The sequence below is a fragment of the Alphaproteobacteria bacterium genome (genome assembly GCA_040905865.1).
Lineage (GTDB): Bacteria > Pseudomonadota > Alphaproteobacteria > UBA8366.
The window spans coordinates 46,636-64,441 of sequence record JBBDQU010000058.1; the positions used below are offsets into that span (position 1 = coordinate 46,636).

19 protein-coding genes are annotated in these 17,806 nt (G+C 62.0%); 11 read left to right on the plus strand and 8 right to left on the minus strand.

From position 1 onward, the window contains the following. Positions 1–114: 114 nt before the first annotated feature. The 4 genes from WD767_12760 to WD767_12775 are packed head-to-tail and all read left to right on the plus strand — an operon-like array spanning position 115 to position 3,250. A complete protein-coding gene (locus WD767_12760) occupies positions 115–846 on the plus strand; it encodes a 2Fe-2S iron-sulfur cluster-binding protein (protein MEX2616958.1) in 732 nt (243 codons plus the stop codon). After that, positions 843–1,178 (plus strand): succinate dehydrogenase, encoded by a 336-nt coding sequence (locus WD767_12765; protein ID MEX2616959.1) that lies wholly within the window; start codon positions 843–845, stop codon positions 1,176–1,178. Before WD767_12760 ends, WD767_12765 begins: the two co-directional genes overlap by 4 nt. Next, positions 1,175–1,522 carry a succinate dehydrogenase, cytochrome b556 subunit gene (sdhC, locus tag WD767_12770; protein ID MEX2616960.1) on the plus strand — a complete coding sequence of 116 codons (348 nt, stop codon included), beginning with the start codon at positions 1,175–1,177 and terminating at the stop codon, positions 1,520–1,522. Before WD767_12765 ends, sdhC begins: the two co-directional genes overlap by 4 nt. 6 nt (positions 1,523–1,528) lie before the next feature. Then, entirely contained in the window at positions 1,529–3,250 is a 1,722-nt protein-coding gene (locus WD767_12775; protein MEX2616961.1) for an FAD-binding protein, read from the plus strand. Between the two features lies 1 nt (position 3,251). Here WD767_12775 and WD767_12780 read toward each other — a convergent pair whose 3' ends face one another. After that, complete coding sequence (locus WD767_12780; GenBank protein MEX2616962.1) at positions 3,252–4,082, minus strand: TauD/TfdA family dioxygenase; 831 nt, start codon at positions 4,080–4,082, stop codon at positions 3,252–3,254. Between the two features lie 151 nt (positions 4,083–4,233). On the opposite strand from WD767_12780, the gene WD767_12785 reads away from it, so the two are divergent. Beyond that, entirely contained in the window at positions 4,234–5,196 is a 963-nt protein-coding gene (locus tag WD767_12785) for a fumarate hydratase (protein ID MEX2616963.1), read from the plus strand. Then, a complete protein-coding gene (locus WD767_12790; GenBank protein MEX2616964.1) occupies positions 5,160–5,852 on the plus strand; it encodes a fumarate hydratase C-terminal domain-containing protein in 693 nt (230 codons plus the stop codon). The genes WD767_12785 and WD767_12790 overlap by 37 nt, the downstream gene beginning before the upstream one ends. Before the next feature lie 296 nt (positions 5,853–6,148). Here WD767_12790 and WD767_12795 read toward each other — a convergent pair whose 3' ends face one another. Both WD767_12795 and WD767_12800 read right to left on the minus strand, forming a co-directional pair. Next, complete coding sequence (locus WD767_12795; protein ID MEX2616965.1) at positions 6,149–6,979, minus strand: DUF3800 domain-containing protein; 831 nt, start codon at positions 6,977–6,979, stop codon at positions 6,149–6,151. 187 nt (positions 6,980–7,166) lie between these two features. Then, a complete protein-coding gene (locus WD767_12800) occupies positions 7,167–7,880 on the minus strand; it encodes a hypothetical protein (protein ID MEX2616966.1) in 714 nt (237 codons plus the stop codon). Here WD767_12800 and WD767_12805 point away from each other — a divergent pair. After that, on the plus strand, positions 7,879–8,190 hold the full coding sequence (locus tag WD767_12805; GenBank protein MEX2616967.1) for a hypothetical protein: 312 nt from the start codon (positions 7,879–7,881) through the stop codon (positions 8,188–8,190). The genes WD767_12800 and WD767_12805 overlap by 2 nt on opposite strands. Positions 8,191–8,264: 74 nt before the next feature. Here the strand turns inward: WD767_12805 and oxc are convergent, their stop codons facing one another. Genes oxc through WD767_12820 form a run of 3 tightly spaced genes read right to left on the minus strand, consistent with a single transcriptional unit; the run spans position 8,265 to position 12,701 of the window. Next, positions 8,265–10,079, minus strand: coding sequence for an oxalyl-CoA decarboxylase (gene oxc, locus WD767_12810; GenBank protein ID MEX2616968.1), 1,815 nt, complete (start codon positions 10,077–10,079; stop codon positions 8,265–8,267). 2 nt (positions 10,080–10,081) lie between these two features. Further along, positions 10,082–12,238, minus strand: a complete 2,157-nt coding sequence (locus tag WD767_12815; GenBank protein MEX2616969.1) for a molybdopterin cofactor-binding domain-containing protein — start codon at positions 12,236–12,238, stop codon at positions 10,082–10,084. Then, the gene (locus WD767_12820; GenBank protein ID MEX2616970.1) at positions 12,228–12,701 is read right to left on the minus strand and encodes a (2Fe-2S)-binding protein; all 474 of its coding nucleotides are present in this window, start codon (positions 12,699–12,701) and stop codon (positions 12,228–12,230) included. Before WD767_12820 ends, WD767_12815 begins: the two co-directional genes overlap by 11 nt. A gap of 189 nt (positions 12,702–12,890) precedes the next feature. On the opposite strand from WD767_12820, the gene WD767_12825 reads away from it, so the two are divergent. Continuing rightward, positions 12,891–13,232: a Lin0512 family protein gene (locus WD767_12825; GenBank protein ID MEX2616971.1), complete on the plus strand. Its 342-nt coding sequence runs from the start codon at positions 12,891–12,893 to the stop codon at positions 13,230–13,232. 12 nt (positions 13,233–13,244) lie between these two features. After that, positions 13,245–13,586 carry a Lin0512 family protein gene (locus tag WD767_12830; GenBank protein ID MEX2616972.1) on the plus strand — a complete coding sequence of 114 codons (342 nt, stop codon included), beginning with the start codon at positions 13,245–13,247 and terminating at the stop codon, positions 13,584–13,586. A 17-nt stretch (positions 13,587–13,603) separates the two neighbouring features. Here the strand turns inward: WD767_12830 and WD767_12835 are convergent, their stop codons facing one another. Continuing rightward, the gene (locus tag WD767_12835; protein MEX2616973.1) at positions 13,604–15,208 is read right to left on the minus strand and encodes a GMC family oxidoreductase N-terminal domain-containing protein; all 1,605 of its coding nucleotides are present in this window, start codon (positions 15,206–15,208) and stop codon (positions 13,604–13,606) included. Between the two features lie 185 nt (positions 15,209–15,393). Here WD767_12835 and WD767_12840 point away from each other — a divergent pair, with 185 nt between their 5' ends. Together WD767_12840 and WD767_12845 are read left to right on the plus strand one after the other, a co-directional pair. Next, on the plus strand, positions 15,394–16,230 hold the full coding sequence (locus WD767_12840) for a TauD/TfdA family dioxygenase (GenBank protein ID MEX2616974.1): 837 nt from the start codon (positions 15,394–15,396) through the stop codon (positions 16,228–16,230). Positions 16,231–16,263: 33 nt separating this feature from the next. Next, entirely contained in the window at positions 16,264–17,061 is a 798-nt protein-coding gene (locus WD767_12845; GenBank protein MEX2616975.1) for an N-acyl homoserine lactonase family protein, read from the plus strand. A gap of 93 nt (positions 17,062–17,154) precedes the next feature. Here the strand turns inward: WD767_12845 and WD767_12850 are convergent, their stop codons facing one another. After that, positions 17,155–17,778 (minus strand): hypothetical protein, encoded by a 624-nt coding sequence (locus tag WD767_12850; protein ID MEX2616976.1) that lies wholly within the window; start codon positions 17,776–17,778, stop codon positions 17,155–17,157. Positions 17,779–17,806 lie beyond the last annotated feature (28 nt).

Below are 17,806 nucleotides of genomic sequence, written 5' to 3' on the forward strand. Positions count from 1 at the left end.
TTTGTTCTTCCCCGCAGAATACCGGCCGGCGTCGATGGCCGCGCCATGCCGGATTGCCATGATTGCATGTTGGCCCGAGTATGGCGCGCCAGGGGGATAGAGGGAAGGCGGACCGTGACGGAAACGCAATCGGGCAAATCGCTGCGGGTCGATATCTGGCGCGGCGGCGATGATGGCTGGCTGGACACCTTCAATGTGCCGCGCCAGCCCAGCCAGACGATCCTGGATGTGGTCACCTATGTGCAGCGGAAACTGGATGCGACCCTGTCCTACCGGTTTTCCTGCCGGGTCGGGATGTGCGGATCCTGCGCGATGACCGTGAACGGCAAGCCGCGCTGGACCTGCCGCACCCATGTGGACTCGGTTGCGGAAGACGGGCGGATCGAAATCCGGCCGCTGCGCAATTTCCCCATCGTCAAGGACCTTGCCGTCGATATGACGGTGTTCTTCGACAAATGGCGCGATGCCGGCGCGCGTTTCGCGCCGCGCGACGGCGCCTCGCTGGAATTCGCAAACGTGGACCCGCAAAGCCCGGCGCGCCGGGAAGCCACGGCCGCCATCGAATGCATCGGCTGCGGCGTCTGCTATGCGGCATGCGACGTGGTTGCGTGGAAACCGGATTACCTGGGCCCGGCCGCGCTGAACCGGGTCTGGACGCTGGTCAATGACGAGCGGGACGCCGACCCCGAAGCGCATCTCGGCCCGGTCGCGGGGGATGCGGGCTGCCATGCCTGTCACAGCCAGCAGGGTTGCTCGACCCACTGTCCGAAGAATCTCAGCCCGACGGCGGCGATTGCCGGGCTGAAACGCCGGACGCTGGCGGCGCTGCTGAAGGGCCGGCTATGAGCGGACGGCTGGAGCTGTGGCTGTTCGCGGCGCAGCGGCTGACCGCGATGATCCTGGCGCCGCTGGTGCTGCTGCATCTGGCCGTCATGATCTATGCGGTACAGGACGGGTTGTCGGCCGCTGAAATCCTGGGCCGAACCCGGGGCAGCGTCTTCTGGGGCGGCGTCTACGGGCTGTTCGTCCTCGCGGCGGCGGTGCATGGCGCCATCGGGCTGCGGGTGGTGATGCGGGAAATGACCGCCTGGCGCGGCGCGGTCCCCAATATCGTCGCGGCGCTGTTCTGTGTCGCGGTGCTGGCGCTCGGCATCCGCGCCGTCGGGGCGATCACATGAGTACGATTGCCGCGCATCGCAATCACCCGACCTACTGGGCCTTCGTCCTGCACCGGGTGTCGGGGCTGGCGCTGGCGCTGTTCCTGCCGGTGCATCTGTATGTGCTGTCGCTGGTCATCGACGGCGGCGCGCGGTTCGACGCTTTCATCGACTGGACGGCGCATCCTTTGGTCAAGGCGGCGGAAACCGGGCTGGTGGTCCTGCTGGCCCTGCACATGGCCGGCGGGCTGCGCCTGCTGGCGGTCGAATTCCTGCCCTGGCATGACCGGCAGAAGACGCTGGCCGCGCTCGCCGCCGGTTTCGCCTTCGCCATCGGCATCCTCTATCTGCTCAACGTGGTCTGAAAAAGCATGGTCGACATCGCAAGACGCCAGACGGATATCCTGATTCTCGGTTCGGGCGGGGCGGGGCTGTTCGCCGCGCTGCACGCCCACAAGATCGATCCGGCGCTGGATATCACCATCGCGGTCAAGGGGCTGCTGGGGAAATCCGGCTGCACAAGGATGGTGCAGGGCGGATACAATGTCGCCCTGTCGAAGGACGATTCGGTCGAGCGCCATTTCATGGACACGATCGAGGGCGGCAAATGGCTGAACAATCAGGACCTGGCCTGGGCGCTGATCACCAATGCGGTGATCCGGATTCACGAGCTTGAAAACGAACTCGGCTGTTTCTTCGACCGGAACCCGGACGGCACGATCCACCAGAAAGCCTTCGCCGGGCAGACCTTCGACCGCACCGTGCACAAGGGCGACCTGACCGGGATCGAGATCATCAGCCGCCTGGCCGAACAGGTCTGGGCGCGCGACATCAACCGGCTGGAGGAACACCGGGCCTTGGCGCTGATCCGCAGCGTCGACGGCAAGCGGCTGGCCGGCGTGCTGCTGGCCGATATGCGCGACGGGGCGCTGGTCTTCGTGCAGGCGAAGGCGGTGCTGCTGGCGACCGGCGGCGGGCCGACCATGTACCGCTACCACACACCGTCCGGCGACAAGAGCTGCGACGGCATGGCGATGGCGCTGCGCGCCGGGCTGCCGCTGCGCGACATGGAAATGGTGCAGTTCCACCCGACCGGGCTGATCGCGGGCAAGGATACGAGGATCACCGGCACGATCATCGAGGAAGGACTGCGCGGCGCCGGGGGGCACCTGCTGGACGGCGCCGGGGAACGCTTCATGCACAGGTTCGATCCGCGCGGCGAGCGGGCGACCCGCGATATCGTCAGCCGCGGCATGTTCGAACAGATGCGCCACGGCCATACCAGCCCCAATGGCGGCCTCTATATCACCATGCGGCATCTCGATCCGGCGATGGTCCGCAAATCCTTCAAGGGCATGGTCGAACGCTGCCACGATGTCGGTTTCGATCTCGTCGGCGGGCTGGTCGAGATCGTGCCGACCGCGCATTACATGATGGGCGGCGTGGTCTTCGGGGTCGATGGCAAAACCGAACTGCCCGGCCTGTTCGCGGCGGGCGAGGATACGGGCGGGGTGCATGGCGCAAACCGGCTGGGCGGCAACGGCGTCGCCAATTCGACCGTGTTCGGCGGGCTGGCCGGCGATGCGATGGCGCCCTTCGTAAAGGCGGAAGGCGAATTTTCCGAACCGGACGATGCCGCGCTGCAAGCCGCCGCCGCCCGTGCGCTGGCGCCGTTCGGCCGGCCGGCGGGCGACATGAACGCGGTGCGCGACCGGCTGTACGACATGATGTGGGACGACGCGGGCATCGTGCGGACCCGCGACAGCCTGACCCGCGCGCTGGGGGCGCTGGATGAACTGGATGCGGCGCTGGGCGAAATCGGCCTGGCGGAACAGGACCCGGCCTTCAATCTCAGCTGGCATGACTGGCTGAACATGGAGAACCTGATCCTGGTCAGCCGGTCCATCTGCCACGCGGCGATGGCGCGGGAAAATTCGCGCGGCGCGCATTTCCGCGAGGATTTCCCCGAACCGGGCGACCTGGAAACTTCCTATTACACGGTCGTGACGCTGGCGGAGGGCGGCCTTTCGGTTGCCACGAACCCGGTCGATTTCACCCGCGTCCGGCCCGGCGAAAGCCTCATTACGGACTGATCTACGCCGGCACGTCGCCTTCCAGGATGATCCGGTGCATGACCCTTCCTTCCGAATGGTCGTAATCGCCATAGGCCAGGTGCAGGACCGCCCGGTTGTCGCACAGCAGCAGGTCGCCGACCCGCCATTTGTGCCGGTAACAGATTTCCGGCCGGATGATGCTGCTCATCAGATCGTCCATGAAGCGGTGGCTTTCCTCCGGCGCCATGTCGACGAACCGCTCGGTCTTGCCGGGATGGATATAGATCGCTTTCCTGCCGGTTTCCGGATGGGTGCGGATCAGCGGGTGGATCTGTCCGCCGCCGTATTTCTGCTTGTCCTCGTCGCTGACATAGATGCGGTTTTCGATCTTGTTGACCGTCTTTATGCCCGCGAGCTTCGAACGCACGGTGCCCGGCAGCGCGTCATAGGCCATATGCATGTTGGCGAAACCCGTATCGCCGCCCGATGAGGGCAGGGCGACCGCGTACAGCGCCGTGACCTTGGGCGGCTTCGCATGGTTTGTATGGTCGGTATGCCAGTCCCGGGAGCCGGGCTGCTTCACGGTGCCGTCCGGGTCGGGCGGAATCCGGCGGCTGTCCAGCACGGCGATTTCGGGGTGTTCCGGCATCAGCCAGTCGGTCAGGTGCTGCGCCATGGTGTCGCCGAACAGCCGTATCGCGGCGAGATACTGTTCCGGGTTCAGCTTCTGGTCGCGGATCACGAGGACAAGATGGTCCCGCAGCGCCGTCTGCATCGCGTCGATATCGGCGGGATCGACCGGACGGCTCAGGTCGACGCCCGTGACGGCGGCGCCGAGCGCATCGCCCAGCGGTGTGATGGTCATGGCCATAAGGTTCTCCTCTCTTCGGGTCCGCAACGGCGAAAGCCTAAACCGCCTGGGGGCTTCCTGCCAAATGTCATGTATTATATCGCGGACAGGCGGACAGGTCCTGCTTGACCGGGCGGGCAAAGCGGGCAAGCTTGGGGGAAGGGAGAAAGCCATGATCAGGATCGAAGCGATAGAGGAAGCGGCGTTCGAGATCACCAGCCGCGCCGCGATTGAAATCCCCGAGGACTACCGCACGGGGCTGCGGGAACTGGTGAAGGGCGAAAAGGCGGAACTGAGCCGCTTCGTGCTCGAGGCGATGCTGGACAATTACGAGGCCGCCGAGCAGGACCGCCGCGCGATGTGCGCCGATACCGGCGTGCCGCGGTTTTTCGTCAAGGCGGGGAACGAGGCCGCCATCGAAGGCGGTTTCGTGTCGCTGGAAGCCGCGCTGCGCCGCGCGCTGGCCCGGGCGACCCAGGAGGTGCCGCTCCGCCCCAACCGCGTCCACCCGCTGACCCGCCAGGACAACAACAACAATGTCGGCATCAACGCGCCGGAAATCGACTATTCCTTCGAACCGGGCGGCGACTGGGTGGATATCACCACGGTGCACAAGGGCGGGCTGTTCGGGTCCGACTACCGGATGCTGTTCCCCGGCGACGGGATCGACGGCATCAAGCGGTTCTTCCTGGACGTGATGTATGAATTCGGGCGGCGCGGCCTCGCCTGCCAGCCGGCCATCGTCGGCGTCGGGATTGGCGGCAGCAAGGATGTCGCCATGACGCTGGGCAAGCAGGCGGCCTGCCTGCGGGTGGTCGGCGACCGCAACCCGGACCCGGCGGCGGCAAAGCTGGAGGACGAGCTGAAGGAAATGGGCAACGCCATCGGCATGGGGCCGATGGGCTATGTCGGCAGTTCGATGGTCGTCGATTGCCATGTGGAGCTGGGCTACACCCATACCGGCGGCATGCCGATGAGCGTGCACAGCTTCTGCCTGTCGTCGCGCCGGGCGGTGGCGCGGCTGCATGGCGACGGCCGGGTCGAATACCGCACCGACCCCAACTGGTTCACCCCTTACATGCGACGGGAGAGTGTCGAATGGCAGACGACGGAAAAGGCGCAGGCGGCGGGCTGAGGCATCGCCGCCTGACCGTCCCGGTCAGCGATGAAGACCTGCGCGACCTGAAGCTGGGCGACATCGTCTACCTGGACGGGGTGATCTATACCGGCCGCGAAGGCATGTATCAGCGCTATCTCGGCGACGGGGCCGAGCCGCCGGTGCCGCTGGCGGAAATCTCGAATGTGAATTTCCACTGTTCGCCGGCGGCGTCGGTGAACGCGGACGGAACCTTCAATGTCGGCGCGGTGACCGCGACCGCCAGTTTCCGGTTCTCCAAATGGCTCGACGCCTGGTTCGCGAAATCCGGCTGCAAGCTGATCGTCGGCAAGGGCGGCATGTCGCCCGCCGATTACAAAAACCAGCTGGTGCCGAACGGCGCGCTCTACCTGACCACGGTCGGCTACGGCACCGGCGCGCTGCTGGGGCGGGCGATAAAGCGGGTGGTCGATGTCCACTGGCTGGAGGAACTGGGCATCGCCCAGGCAATCTGGGTGTTCGAGGTGGAAAATTTCGGCCCGCTGATCGTCGAAAGCGACATGGACGGCAACAGCCTGTTCGAACAGCAGGCCGCCATCGTGAACGAGAAGGTCGACGCCGCCTATGGCGACCTGAAACGCCCGGCGCTGGCGCGCTACGGCGAAACGACCAACCGCAAGGACGAGGTCGTTTGACGGCGGGGCGTGCAGAGGTCACAGCACGAGACGGTACAATTGCAATCCCTGTCACGGCCAATCCGCGGTAACAGCAAGTGTTTGACTTATGGGGAGCTCGATTCGCGGCTTGCAAACAAATTCTCTACGAATGACCCGATACCAAAATCCGAAATTGTTAAGGGTATTAGCGGGTTAGATTTATGGTTTGACGATTGACAGGGTTTGAATATGATTAAGTAGCCCTGTTGCGCACGAAGTCTCTAGTGCCACTAAAGATTCGTTGATGCGTTGACATCAACATAGTGCCAATGGGGCTACCGCTTCCCTCGATCACGGTCAATTTTCATATCTGTTGGGATGAACCGCCAGTGTCGGTACGGGTGATCCCAACGGTTTCGCTTTTCTCCCTGAGTCCCGGTTGTGATTCCGATGTTGAAATTCGGGTAGATATTTCGAATTTTTTGGCTGATATGTTGGTATACACGCTCTTTGGCGCGAGTTCTCTTGCCTCGTTGCGCTGCACCATCAGGCTTGATCTGATGTTTGTTGTTAAGCCGGAATTGTATGCTTCCAAGAACAATATCCAAGCATTGCAGCACATCGTGTTCGTGTGACACTACTTCGGTGATATCATCTTTTTGTATAGTTATCCCGGCCTTTCGGAATGGGGGATACCGCTCTAAGCTTAAGATGAATGATTTGAACTGTTCGATTTTCTCTTCGTTATCTGGGATTTTATCAAGATACAAGCGCAGCCTCGGGGATACTGGTGGCGAATAGCTTAACCCGAAAGCGTGCTTGAGAAACTGATAATATAGCAAAAAGTATTTGAGGTCATAGTGGTCTGCTGTTAAATTTTGTGCAACATGTATATTTTGAGTGAACATTATTCTTATTTTTATAATATCTTGCGCTACGAAATCGAAGAAAAGGTCTAATATTTCCTTATATTTACTTTCGTAATTCTCAGTTATTTTATTCCATTTTATTTCGCCATTGAAATTTAGATCATTTTTTTTCTGTGCAATGCTATTCCTCACATGGTCAATGTGATCAGAACGAACCAATGCGCCACCGAAAAAATTAGAAAACAAATTTCCGTCATCTTCAGATTCGTCGCAGTAAATAATATATTCTTTTGTCATCTTGCCGAGGAAATGCTGTGTCAAGAAAGCTAGAAGAGTCTGGCATGGAGCGCCGAGAATGCAAACTTATTCCCTTCGCTGATGCCTTGCGAATCCTTGTAACCACGCAACCGATGCCCAAAAAGATGGATACCCCAGCATAGTCTCGCACAGACTGGGCCACCAAGGATTAACAACTGGTTAGCCATTATTTGTCGACTTCAATATACCCTGTCGGTGGTGGGACGTTAGGCCAACGTTGAACTATTTCGTTACAAGCCTCCACTAAATGCTGACGGCGACGTTTGTAAGTAGCGGGGGGATTATAGGCAGTGGCCGTTGGAACATCGACGGCGTGGCAGAGGCGCATATCGGCTCTCCCCAAATTCCCAAGGTGCTGTTCGCAGTGCCAGTGGATGAGCGTGGACAGGTAACCAGCGGCGGTCTCGATTAACGGATGTGTTTTTGGGAAACTGAATTTTATCCCTCCAACAACACGATCACCTTTACGTGTCACACCCTCTAAGATCACTTGGGGAAGAACACTTACGTCAACGCCGTTCATGTGTATTGGCATTCCGCGCTGCATAGGACCGAGGCTTCGGCGAAAGTCAGTGAACTGCATTTGATTCGAAAGTAGTTTAAAGTTTTGTAGCGCCTCAACACAGAGATCTCGGTTTTGAATTTTAAAATCTGTATCTGGAGTTAAGGTGTTTAGTTTATCGATTTCATTGTCAAGAAACCCAAGATCGCTAGTCCCCTTTGTCACGAATTGGGAAACAGGGCGTTCAGCCTGTGTCCAGCGGACCATCACAACTTCTTGTGGGTACTTGTTTTCTTGTAAAATTGCCCGTTTCCGGGCAAACGATGCAGTCATATACTCTGCGAGTTTGGTCGCAGTGATACGAGGGTCAGCACGCATGATTACCTCCGGGCAAGTGGATATAATTGACGGTGACCGCTACTTTAGCGGGAAATCCGATAATGGAACAATGATTTATATTGGTCCGATTACTCGTAACCAGTTGCAAGATGCTGAAGTCGTGGGTGTTTCTACTGGTTATTATTTATGTGAATTTGATGTTAGCGACCCTATCGGGGGGCTAGATGTACTGGCGTCATTTACGACAATTGAATCAGCATACCGTTTTGCAGTCATCCTTGGACTCTCTGAAATAGATGGGCCAATTACAGACTTTGAAGACCCTCTAGGGTCTCTGTCTGGATTCTGAGTATATTATTGCGCAACAAAAAGGGCCGGTGCGAGGTGCACCGGCCCGGATTGCATCTGGTATGACGCGCGGGATTACGCTTGCGCTTTGGTCATGTTCCAGTGGAATTCCTGCGGCTTCCGGGTCGCATCCGGGAGCAGCTTGACGTTGACGAGCGCCGGGCCGTCAAAGGCCATGGCTTCGTCCAGCGTCTTGCGCAGGTCTTTCGGGTCGGTGACGAAGAAACCCTTGCCGCCGAACGCTTCCATCATCTTGTCGTAACGCGCGTCGACGGACAGCACGTGCGGCGCCGCCGAGCCATCCTTCGGATAGACTTCGACGCCCTTGCCGATGCCGCCGTTGTTCAGCACCACGATCTTGACCGGCAGGCCGAGACGGCAGCAGGTCTCGATCTCCATGCCGGAGAAGCCGATGGCCGAATCGCCCGATACCGAAATCGTCGGAATGTCCGGGTTGACGACCGCGGCGGCAATGACGAAGCCCATGCCGATGCCCATCGTGCCGTAGCTGCCGGCGTCGAGACGGCGGCGCGCCTTCGCGTTCGGCAGCTGGGTGCGGCCGATATCCATGGTATTGGCGCCTTCGCCGATGATCATGGCGTCTTCGCCGGCCCATTCGCGGATGTCCTTCAGCGCGCGGTAGTAGTTGAACGGCGAGGAATTGTCGTCGATCTGCGGCTGGATGGCGGCCGCGTTATCCGCCGACTTCTTCGCAATCGCCTGACGCCATGGCGTGTCCTTCGGATAGAACCACTGACGGCCGTCCAGCGCGGCGTTGCACTGGGCCACGACCGCCTTGCCGTCGCCGACCATGGCGACCGTTGCCGGCCGGTTCTGGTGCATGGCTTCCGGCGCGATATCGAGCTGGATGATCTTGACGTCCTTGTTGAAACGCGGCGCCAGACCGAAATGCATGATCCAGTTGAGCCGTGCGCCCATCAGGAAGACGACATCCGCCTCCTTCAGCGCCAGGCTGCGCGCGGCGCCGACCGACAGCGGGTGGTTGTCGTCCATGACGCCCTTGCCCATCGGGGAGGCGAGGAAGGGAAGCTGCGTGCGTTCGATGAATTTCCGGACCTCTTCTTCGGCGCCGGAATAGGCCATGCCCTTGCCGACGATGACCAGCGGCTTCTCGGCCTTTTCCAGAAGATCGAGCGCCTGGTCGACATATTCCGGCATGGTCTGGACCCGCGGAGGGGCCGGGACGCGCGCGACGGCCGACACTTCGGATTCGTCGATTTCGCCGAGGATGATGTCGTCGGGCATGTCCAGATAGACCGGGCCCGGACGGCCGTAGATCGAGTGGCGGACCGCCATTTCGACGTAGAACGGAATGCGGTAGCCGTGTTCCACGTTATGCGCGAACTTGCAGTACGGTGCGGCCAGTTCGGTCTGCCGTTCTTCCTGGAAGGCGCCCATGCCGTTCTGATACACCGGCGACGCGCCGCCGATCAGGATCATCGGCCAGAAGTTTTCCTTGGCGTTCGCCAGGCCGGCAAAGGCGTGAATGACGCCGGGGCCGGAAACGGTCAGGCAGGCGCCCGGGCGCCCCGTCAGGTAACCGACGGCCTGCGCGGCATAGGAGGCCGACTGTTCGTTGCGCATGCCGACATAGTTGATGCCGACTTCCTGTGCGGCGGCAGCGATTGGTTGCACGGGAAAACCGACGATCCCGAACATGTGCTCTACACCCTGTTCCTTCAGGGATTTCGCCAACAACATGGCGCCTGTTACCTTACCCATCCTTGTCTCCTTGTGATTGACGGCATTCGTCGCCGCGGGAAAACCGCGATCAATGCCGCTTCTTGATGAAAAATGCGCCGTGAAAACAGATCTCCCTCCAGGCGCGCGCGCGAAGCTTAACGGTTTTTTCCGCAAGGGGAAATGCAATGTTACTCATGGTTACCCATTGCGGCGGCGCGCAGGGCGTCCGGCGTGAACGGCATCCGCCGCAGCCTGAGCCCTGACGCATTCCTGACGGCATTGGCGATCGCGCCGGCAATCGGGCCCGACGTCGCCTCGCCGGCGCCGAGGAACGGTTCGCCGGGCCGGTCGATCAGGACCGTTTCGATGACCGGGACATTGCCGAAACGCAGGATCGGATAACTGTCCCAGTCGCGGCTGGTGATGCCGTCGCGGTCGAATTCGACCGATTCGTACAGCGCCCAGCTCGCCGATTGCAGCAGCCCGCCTTCCAGCTGCGCCGTCAGCCCGTCGGGATCGACGATCTGCCCGGCATCGGCGGCGACGACCGCCCGCTTCAGGACGATCTCGGCCGCGTCGGTCACTTCCAGTTCGATGCCGACCGCCGCATAGGTCTTGACGTTCTTGTACTGCGAAAAGGCGAAGCCCCGGCCCTGGCCTTCCGGCAGGGGCGCATTGCCCAGCTTCGCCGCCATGGCGTTGAGCACGTCGCGGGCGCGCGGATTGCCGAGGTGCCGCAGGCGGAATTCCAGCGGGTCGATGCCGGCGGCCTCGGCCAGTTCGTCCATGAAGGATTCGATGGCGAAGATATTGGCGAAGGCGCCCAGCGTCCGCATCGAGGATGTCCGCAGCGGCATGTCCCGGACCAGGTGCTTGACCAGCCGCTTGTTCGGCAGGTCGTACAGCGGGTCCATGTTGCGGTGGATCCCGCCATGCGTCTGCATGTTGGGCTGCGGCGCATAGGGCTGGATCGCATCGGCGAGGTAGCGGGTCGCCAGCAGCCGCGCCGGTCCCGCGCCGCCGGCGCCGGGCCGGGGCCGCATCGAGTGCGTGTCGCTGTGGGTTTCCTGCGCCCAGGCGATGACGGCGCCGCTGTTGTCGAGGCTGGCGCTCAGGTCCATGGCCATGCAGGACCCGTAGGGTTCCCAGGCGTTTTCGTCCTCGCGCGTCCATTTCAGCAGGACGGGCACGCCGGGAATGGCGCGCGCCGCCAGCACGGCGTCGAAGGCCGCGTCATCCGCGCCGTTATGACCGTAGCATCCGGCGCCGGGCACATGATGGATATGGATCGCGGTTTCCGGCAGGTTCAGCGCCCCGGCCATGGCGGCCCGCAGGATGTAGATGCCCTGGCTGTGCGACCAGACGGTGAGTTCGCCGTCCCGCCACAGCGCCGCGCCGGCGGATGGGGCGATGGAGGCGTGCATGTGGTAAGGGCGCTCATAGCGGGCGGACAGGGTCACGGCCGCATTCGCCGGCGGTTCCGTCGCGGGCGGCAGCGGCGCGTCCTGCGGCGTGCCGTCGACCACCGGCAGGCTCGTGCGTTCGTTGCCGCGCAGCCGTTCGAAGATATCCTGCGGCTCCAGCCCAGCGCCCCTGTCCCAGTCGGCGGCGTTGAACAGCCGGGTTGCCGCCCTGATCACGGCGTATTCGTCGGCGCCGGCGACGGCGAGGAAGCTGCCGTCGCGGATGACGCGGATCTCCTCCGATTCGAGGCGCCGCGGCACCGCGTCGTCGAGGCCGCGCAGCGTCGCGTGATAATGCGGCGGCCGGACGACGCGCGCATGCAGCATGCCGGGCAGTTCCATGTCCTGCAGGAACTGAAATTTCCCGGAAACGATTTCCGCCATGCCCCGCGCGGCGGCCGGGCGGCCCACAAGGCGGTATTGCGCCGCCGGCTTGGAGGCGATGCCGAGGTCGATGGCAATGCCGAACGGCCTGCCGCCCTGCAGTTCCGCGAAGGTCAGCGTCCGGTTCGTCGCCCGGGACTGGATCAGCCCGTCCTCGATCTCCAGCGTCGCGGGATCGACGTCGAGCAATTCGGCGGCGCGGGCGAGCATGTGGCGGCGCGCGGTCGCGGTCGCCAGCCGCACCGCATTGCCGGATTCCTCCATCGAATTGCTGCCCGACGTGATGCCTTCGTCCGGGGCGCGGTCGGTATCGGCCCGCAGCACATCGACCGAATCGAGCGGCGCGTCCAGTTCCTCGGCGGCGATCAGGCCAAGCGCCGTCGAGACCCGCTGGCCGATATCGACCTTGCCGGTCCGCACCCGGACCCGGCCGTCGGTATCGATGGCCAGCCAGTCATCCACGTTCGGCGCCTTGTCCAGGCTGGCGTTAGACGCCATCGGAAGCGCCCTCCCGGGCCAGCGACGCGATTGCCCTGATCACGCGGGTATGCGACCCGCAGCGGCACAGATGCCCGTCCAGCGCATCGCGGATATCGCCGGCGTCCGGGTTCTTCCTGCGCCGCAACAGCGCGGTCGTGGCGACGACGATTCCGGGCGTGCAATAGCCGCACTGCGCCGCGTTCCCGGCGATGAACGCCCGTTGCACATCGCTGGCCGCGCCGTCACCGGCCAGCCCTTCCACGGTGACGATGTCGCTTTCCGCGAATTCGGAAACCGCCCGTACGCAGGTCGGGACGGGCTCGCCATCGACCAGCACCGCGCAGGCGCCGCACTGTTCGGCGCCGCAGCCCAGTTTCGCGCCCTTCAGCCCCAGGCTGTTGCGCAGGATGAATAAAAGCGGCGTGGCCGGGTCGGCGTCGACCTTGCGGACCGCGCCGTTGACGCGCAGCGAAATTTCCATCCCTGTATCTCTCGGTTTTCGTATCTGGCGGATGCGATCATTGTTGCGGGCGCCATCATGGGCAATCGTCGCGGCCTTGTCGATACGTCGCTATCAGCCGAAGATATGGCCGTTGCCTGTTTCGGTGGGTAATCTGTCGGCAGGGGCCGATATCCGGCCGGCCGGTATTTGTCAGAAAGGGAATGTGGAATGACGTGGAAACGTGTGGTTCTCGAAATCGGCATGGGGACCGATATACGCGGCGCCGAACCGACCAAGGCCGCGGTGCGGGCGCTGCGCGACGCGCTGTGGCACAACTCGCTGAGTATTGCCAACGCGCTTGGACAGGATACGGATTCGATGCGGGTGGAGGTGACCATCGGCATTCCCTATCCGGACAAGGTCGACAAGGTCGCCGTACTGGCGGTGCTGCCGCATGGCACCGGGACCGTGAATGTCGTGGAGGGCGGCCTTGAAATTCCCAACGATGCGGGAACCGATTCGACCCTGATCGCCCATGCCGCCGCCGTCGTGCGGCTCGACCTGCCGTAAGGAAGACATCCGATGACATACAAACGCGTCATACTCGAAATGGGCGCCGGCAATGACCTGCATGGCGGCGATTACACCAAGGCGGCGATCCGCGCGGTGCAGGACGCCCTGCATCACAGCTCGCTGGCGATGGTCCGGACCCTGGGGGTCGACAAGGACAGGATGAAGGTCGATGTCACCATCGGCGTGCAGCAGCCCGACAAGGTCGATACGCAGGCGGTGAAGGCAACGCTGCCGGTCGGCGTGGTGACCGTAAAGGCGGTCAGGGGCGGGCTGGACGTGGCCGATGACGGCCGGGACGATACCGCCGTGATCGCCAGCGCGGCCATCGAGGTCCGGCTGGACCTGCCGTAACAGCTTTCAGGCGCGGGTCATGCATCCGAAAGGATCATGCCCGCCGCCTTTTCCGCGATCATCATCGTCGGCGAATTGGTATTGGCCGAGGTGATATTGGGCATGACGGAGGCGTCGACGACCCGGACATTCTCGATGCCGCGCAGCCGCAGCCGCGCATCGGTGACGGCCATGGGATCGCTGTCGATGCCCATTTTCGCCGTGCCGACCGGGTGGAAGATCGTGGTGCCGATGTCGCCGGCCGCCTTTGCGAGGTCCGCCTCGCTCGTCACATGCGCGCCGGGCAGGTATTCCTCCGGCCGGTATTGCCGCAGGGCAGGCGATTCGACGATCCGGCGCGACAGGCGGATCGAATCCACCGCGACGCGCAGGTCTTCCGCCGCCGACAGGTAATGGGGCGCGATGCGCGGCGCATCATCAGGGTTGCGCGATACCGCGTGGATCGAGCCCCGGCTGGCCGGGCGCAGGTTGCAGACGCTGACCGTGAAGGCGTCGAAGGTGTGCAGCGGGTCGCCGAACTTGTCGAGCGACAGCGGCTGGATGTGATATTCGAGATTCGGCGTCTCGTAATCCGGTGACGAGCGCGTGAACGCGCCAAGCTGCGACGGCGCCATGGTCAGGGGACCGGTCCGGAACAGCGCGTAGCGGATGCCCATGCCGGCCCGCCTGATAAGCGACCGGTAGACCGAGTTCATCGTCGGCACGCCGTTGACCTTGTAGATCAGGCGCAACTGCAGATGGTCCTGCAGGTTTTCGCCGACGCCCGGCAGGTCATGCACGACATCGACGCCAAGCTGCCTGAGCCGCTCCCCGCCGCCGATGCCGGAACGTTCCAGGATGGCGGGGGAGGCGACGGCGCCGGCGCTGACGATGATTTCTTTCGCGGCGTGAATGGTGCGTTGCAGGCCAGTGTGATGGATGACAACGCCGGTCGCGCGCCTGCCCTCGAAGACCAGCCGGTCGGTAAGGGCCCCGGTGATCAATGTCAGGTTGGGGCGGTTCAGCACCGGTTTCAGGAAACCGCGCGCCGCGCTCCAGCGGCGGCCGCCTTCCTGGTTGACCTGGAAATAGCCGCAGCCTTCGTTGTCGCCGGTGTTGAAATCGTCGGTGCGGGGGATGCCCGCCTGTTCGGCGGCGTCGATGAAGGAATCGAGGATCTTCCAGCGGACGCGCGGCTTGTTGACCTTCCATTCGCCGCCCGCGCCGTGGATTTCGCTGGCGCCGAGATAGTGATCTTCCTGGCTTTTGAAGGCGGGGAGGACATCGTCCCAGCTCCAGCCCTCGAGGCCCGACTGGCGCCAGCGGTCGTAATCGGCGGTCTGGCCGCGCTGGTAGATCATCGCGTTGATCGCGGAACAGCCGCCGATCACCTTGCCGCGCGGATAGGCGAGGCTGCGGCCGTTCAGCCCGGGCTCTTCCTCCGTGCGGAACATCCAGTCGGACCGGGGATTGCCGATCGCGAACAGGTAGCCGACGGGGATATGGAACCAGATCCAGTTGTCGCGCCCGCCCGCCTCGACGACCGCGACGCGATGCCTGCCGTTCGCGCTCAGCCGGTTGGCGAGGACGCAGCCGGCGGAACCGGCGCCCACGATCACATAGTCGAATGTTTCGTCGCTCAAGTCATGGCCCTCCCTGGAAAGGCCAATCTAGCCCACGGGGCGGAACGCCAAAAGGCGTAATGCCGACGGCCCGGCCGGCGGCGATTGCGGGCCGGGTTTGCGCAAACGGGAGGATAGGATAGGCTGTTCGCCATTCCCTGCCGGATGCATGTTCCCGGCGGGTCAACGCGAACGGGATGCTATCGATGACCGAATACAGACATATCGCCGTGGAGCCCATTGCCGGCGCGCTGGGCGCGGAAATCGGCGGTGTCGATATCGCCGAAGATCTGGACGACGCGGTGATTGCCGAAATCCGCCAGGCGCTGCTCGACAATCTGGTGATCTTCTTCCGCGACCAGGACCTGCCGGTCGACCGCCACAAGGCGTTCTCGCGGCGGTTCGGCGATCTTTTCGTCCACCCCAACTACCAGCTTGGCCAGGAAGACAAGGAGACCGTCTACCTGCTGCGCAAGCCGGGGGATACCGGCGCGGCCGGGGAATGGTGGCACGCGGATACGACAATGATGGAAACGCGGCCCATGGGGGCGATCCTCTATGCGCTGGAGACGCCGGATTATGGCGGCGACACGATGTTTTCCAACCAGTACATGGCGTATGAAACCCTGTCCGACGGATTCAAGGCGACGCTGGAGGGGCTGAAGGCCGTGCACAGCGACATCCGGGTCGCCGGGCCGCAGTCCGACGTGAACAAGAAACGGTCCAGCAAGGTGCGCGACGATTCGAACTGGCAGCCGACCGTGCATGCGCATCCGGTGGTCGCGGTCCACCCGGAAACCGGCCGCAAATGCCTGTATGTGAACAGCGTCTACACGGTCGGCCTGGAAGGGATGACCGAGGCGGAGAGCGCGCCGATCCTGGAATACCTGTATGAGCACCAGAGCCGGCCGGAATTCACCTGCCGCTTCCGCTGGCGCAAGGGATCCGTGGCGTTCTGGGACAACCGCTGCACCGTGCACTACGCCATTCACGACAATTTCGTCAGCGTCCGCCATATGCAGCGCACGCAGATCGCCGGCTAGCCCGGCAAGCCATCGAGGGGGGAACGGGAAAAAATGTCACTGCCGGAATATGAAATCTTCGCCATAAAATACGGCGATCGGGTCGGCAACCGGGGATCGATCTTCGTCCATGGCGATCCGCATGAGGCGCCGCTGGCGATGGACTATTTCGTCTGGGTCATCAGAAACGCCGACCGCACGGTTGTCCTCGATATCGGGTTCAGCGAGTCCGAGGGCAAGCGCCGCAAGCGGAACTGCCTGCGCTGCCCGGCGGATTCGCTGAAGCTCGTCGGGGTGGACCCGGACACGGTCGAGCACGTGATTATCTCGCACATGCATTACGACCATGTCGGCAATATGGAGAAATTCCCCAGGGCGACGTTCCACATCCAGGACGAGGAAATGGGCTTCGTGACCGGGCGCGCCATGACCCATCCGCCGCTGCGCCATTCCTTCGTGCTCAGCGAGGTCGTCAACATGGTCTCCGCCCTGTATGGCGACCGGGTCGTCTTCCATGACGGCGACGAGGAGGTCTTCCCCGGCATTTCCGTGCATCACATGCCGGGCCATACGCGGGGGCTGCAATCGGTCAGGGTGCACACCAAACGCGGCTGGGTCGTGCTCGCCTCCGATGCGGCGCATTACTATGAAAGCATCACCGAGGGCACGCCCTTCATGACCCACGAAAACCTGTTCCTCATGCTGGAAAGCTTCCGCAAGCTGCGCAAGCTGGCGGTTGACGACCGGCATATCGTGCCGGGGCACGATCCGCTGGTCATGAAGCGCTATCCGGCGCCGTCGCCGGACCTGGAAGGCATCGTCATAAGGCTCGACGTGGCGCCGAGCGAATAATGAATCCGATTTATCCCTCAACTGCTCAATTTTATTAGATTGAATCGTCTCTGCCAGATTGAGCTTTTTAGCGCGAGCCTACTTATTAGTCTGCTATCGCAGTTCTGTCCAATTTGACCCATGGACGTTGCCGTTTCCGTCAAACCCTATGTTGATTTTTAACTTCTTTCCGAGCGTGCAGTTTAGCTGCCCTGGCCTCCCATAGCAGACCTCAAACTTGATGCTTCCCTCAATTGCCTGATTCCTAGGAGGATCAGGCATTTCTATGTGAAAGTCATCAAACCAAGCGTTCCCATTTGCTGCGACTATAAAGCGCTTAGTATCGTATTCCCTCTTCGGAGGAAACCTATCTGCTAACTGAGTTTGAAGCGACTTAACCGCGAACTCAACGGGAAATAGAGCGCTATTGTTTAGTATGAAACCGAGGCCAACTGATTCAACCGAGCCGTCCAAATTTAGCTTGGTGGTAACACGCAGAGATGCGAAATTAAGCTTGTTTTTCACTGTCTGACGAAAGCGCCACTCGTCGAATCGCAGCAGCCCCGTTGCTACCGCAGAAAAAATGACGCACGCCCCCACGGCAATGTAAAACCAAGGAATATCTTGCGCAAAGCCAATCACAACAGAAACCCCTGCTGCGAGAGGCGGCCACAGCCAAGACCTTATTGCTTCCACAACGATCTCTCGTGCGCCCTCTTTTTTGATAAATCTGAACATGCGCTGATTGTGACTCGAAATCTCTTTA

Excerpts from the sequence above, each read along its gene's own strand:
- WD767_12795 (MEX2616965.1), bottom strand. The coding sequence starts at position 6,979 with ATGACAAAAGAATATATTATTTACTGCGACGAATCTGAAGATGACGGA.
- WD767_12790 (MEX2616964.1), top strand. The coding sequence starts at position 5,160 with ATGGCAGACGACGGAAAAGGCGCAGGCGGCGGGCTGAGGCATCGCCGC.
- WD767_12845 (MEX2616975.1), top strand. The coding sequence starts at position 16,264 with ATGTCACTGCCGGAATATGAAATCTTCGCCATAAAATACGGCGATCGG.
- WD767_12775 (MEX2616961.1), top strand. The coding sequence starts at position 1,529 with ATGGTCGACATCGCAAGACGCCAGACGGATATCCTGATTCTCGGTTCG.
- WD767_12785 (MEX2616963.1), top strand. The coding sequence starts at position 4,234 with ATGATCAGGATCGAAGCGATAGAGGAAGCGGCGTTCGAGATCACCAGC.
- WD767_12840 (MEX2616974.1), top strand. The coding sequence starts at position 15,394 with ATGACCGAATACAGACATATCGCCGTGGAGCCCATTGCCGGCGCGCTG.
- WD767_12850 (MEX2616976.1), bottom strand. The coding sequence starts at position 17,778 with ATGTTCAGATTTATCAAAAAAGAGGGCGCACGAGAGATCGTTGTGGAA.
- WD767_12815 (MEX2616969.1), bottom strand. The coding sequence starts at position 12,238 with ATGGCGTCTAACGCCAGCCTGGACAAGGCGCCGAACGTGGATGACTGG.
- WD767_12800 (MEX2616966.1), bottom strand. The coding sequence starts at position 7,880 with ATGCGTGCTGACCCTCGTATCACTGCGACCAAACTCGCAGAGTATATG.
- WD767_12805 (MEX2616967.1), top strand. The coding sequence starts at position 7,879 with ATGATTACCTCCGGGCAAGTGGATATAATTGACGGTGACCGCTACTTT.
- sdhC (MEX2616960.1), top strand. The coding sequence starts at position 1,175 with ATGAGTACGATTGCCGCGCATCGCAATCACCCGACCTACTGGGCCTTC.
- WD767_12780 (MEX2616962.1), bottom strand. The coding sequence starts at position 4,082 with ATGGCCATGACCATCACACCGCTGGGCGATGCGCTCGGCGCCGCCGTC.
- WD767_12830 (MEX2616972.1), top strand. The coding sequence starts at position 13,245 with ATGACATACAAACGCGTCATACTCGAAATGGGCGCCGGCAATGACCTG.
- WD767_12820 (MEX2616970.1), bottom strand. The coding sequence starts at position 12,701 with ATGGAAATTTCGCTGCGCGTCAACGGCGCGGTCCGCAAGGTCGACGCC.
- WD767_12765 (MEX2616959.1), top strand. The coding sequence starts at position 843 with ATGAGCGGACGGCTGGAGCTGTGGCTGTTCGCGGCGCAGCGGCTGACC.
- WD767_12825 (MEX2616971.1), top strand. The coding sequence starts at position 12,891 with ATGACGTGGAAACGTGTGGTTCTCGAAATCGGCATGGGGACCGATATA.